Origin of the sequence: Acinetobacter sp. 1566109 (assembly GCF_000582255.1) — a bacterium.
Lineage (GTDB): Bacteria > Pseudomonadota > Gammaproteobacteria > Pseudomonadales > Moraxellaceae > Acinetobacter > Acinetobacter nosocomialis.
Window position 1 is genome coordinate 1 of sequence record NZ_JEYB01000175.1, and the last position, 1,469, is coordinate 1,469.

Here is a 1,469-nt window from a genome sequence, read left to right on the forward strand (position 1 = left end):
AAAGCATTTTCACGAATACAGGTAGGAATTACCGTTTTAGCAAACTCTTGTCCCATATATTTTAGAAAATCCGCATCGTAGCCTATATATCCCACCTGACAGAGCTTAGTTCGTATGATTTTATCCGTTACCCATCCGAACTTATATCCTGCAATATAAGGCGCAAGCCGAAGACCACCTAATATTTGAGTTTTTCTACTCAAAGAGAATTTAAGAAATAAACTAAAAGTATCGTTATGAGTGATTGTGCCATCAAAGTCAAATAAAGCCAGATTCATTTATCATTATCTCTAATATAATTAAAAAGTTATAAATTTAGATTTTTAAAATTTTACTAAATAACAGGCACAAAAAAACCGCTATAAAAGCGGTTAATTCTTCAAGTTGGTGCGCTCAGAGAGATTCGAACTCCCGACCCCTTAGTTCGTAGCCAAGTGCTCTATCCAGCTGAGCTATGAGCGCGTACTTGATGGAGGGCATTATACGCAGTTTTTTCATTTTAGAAAGACCTTTTTCATCTTTTTGTCATCAAGCGTCTAGTTCTTAGCCATAATAAAATACCTCAGCAACATAGCTGTCCAAAAAAGGATTGTTTGCCCATAAAATGTATTTGAAATATTTTTTTGCAATTAAAGTTTTCTGTCTTCATCTATCCAATTTGGGCATTTTGGCCAAATTGACAGAAATAAAAGCCTAGCTTTTTAGTCAGGATTATATAAATAATATATTTCTACTTATGCAAAAGTATTTTTATAAATAAAATTATTTAGCATTAATAATTATAAAAAATAATAATAAAATGAGAGAAACATACATTCATCTTCAAACTATATATTATAAAAAAAATTATTATTTTTATGTCTAAATCAGAATGAATAACTAATTGTCAAAATATTATAAGTATCAAATTATTTGAGTAGAAATATGCATTGACACTTTTTGAGATCTACCCAATACTAAATTTTAATTATTGAGAAACATATCTCAATAATTGCCTAACGCAATAAATAAATACTTACTTAAAAATACATAAATATACAGGAAATAGACCATCATGTTCTTACTGAAAAATCTCGTATCTTCGATAACAAAAGTTACTCAGGACCTGGGTAATGTTGTATCGGTGAATCCTGTTGTAAACACAGGTTCTCCTGTTAATGTAAACGTTTCCGACATAAATATTGCTAATGGAAATGTTTCAACATCAGGCTTACTCTCTAATGTACTTTCAACTGTAACCAATACAGTCTCGCATGCTACAACAGGATTAGTTTCTGATGTAGTGGGTACCGTAACTGGTACTACAGGCTCAACAAATCCATTAGGAACCATAACCAATGTGGTAGGTGGTTTAACTGGTGGCGTGACTGGCGGTAGCCCTGTTGGTGGATTAACCAACGTTATTGGTGGTGTAACTGGCGCTATTGGCGGTGTAACTGGTGGTGCTACTGGTAGCAATCCTGTTGGTA

The 1,469-nt window shown here is 33.0% G+C and carries 1 tRNA gene and 2 pseudogenes; 1 reads left to right on the plus strand and 2 read right to left on the minus strand.

The features are described 5' to 3' along the window. Window positions 1–278, minus strand: a pseudogene (locus J582_RS25145) (HAD-IB family hydrolase); the annotation flags it as partial. A gap of 107 nt (window positions 279–385) precedes the next feature. After that, window positions 386–462, minus strand: a tRNA-Arg gene (locus tag J582_RS25150). Window positions 463–1,054: 592 nt separating this feature from the next. On the opposite strand from J582_RS25150, the pseudogene J582_RS25155 reads away from it, so the two are divergent. Beyond that, window positions 1,055–1,469: pseudogene (locus tag J582_RS25155) on the plus strand (hypothetical protein); the annotation flags it as partial.